Genomic DNA, 487 nt, shown 5'->3' with positions numbered 1-487 from the left:
GAGAAGGATCTGGAATCCCCTCTGGCGTCCACCTTCCTGCTCATCGTCACCATCGCGCCGGAGAGCGACCCGGCGGCGCTTCAGCGCATCATCAAGCTGCGCTCGGGCAAGGACACGCTGTTCGTGCTGCCCAAATGGCAGACCATGCCGTTGCTGGACCATCAAGGCTGGGAGACGAAGGTCGATCGGTTGCCGAACACGGTCGTCAACGATTGGCTCGGACGCCTCGCCAAGGCCAAGCTCGGCGAAGGCAAGGTGACGGTCGATCAGATCGATGTCGAAGGGCGCAAGATCGCCGTGCCCGAGGACCTGCAATGGGTGGCCGACGATCATCCGCTGATCGCTGCCGGCGACGGCAAGGCCGTTCTCGCCGAACTCGACAACGAGCCGTTCTACATCCTGACCGATCCCGACCTCATCAACAACGCGGCGCTGAAGGATCCGCAAAAGGCCGCGGCCGCGCTCGACATGATCGCCATGCTGGAAC

General features: G+C 63.2%; 1 pseudogene. It reads left to right on the top strand.

Features of this window, described 5'->3' with window-relative positions:
• A pseudogene (locus EOA29_RS39770) lies at nucleotides 1–487 on the top strand (DUF4350 domain-containing protein); the annotation flags it as partial.

It is taken from the genome of Mesorhizobium sp. M1E.F.Ca.ET.063.01.1.1 (assembly GCF_003998155.1).
In the GTDB taxonomy this organism is placed as follows: domain Bacteria; phylum Pseudomonadota; class Alphaproteobacteria; order Rhizobiales; family Rhizobiaceae; genus Mesorhizobium.
This window is presented reverse-complemented; position numbering and strand designations above follow the sequence as displayed.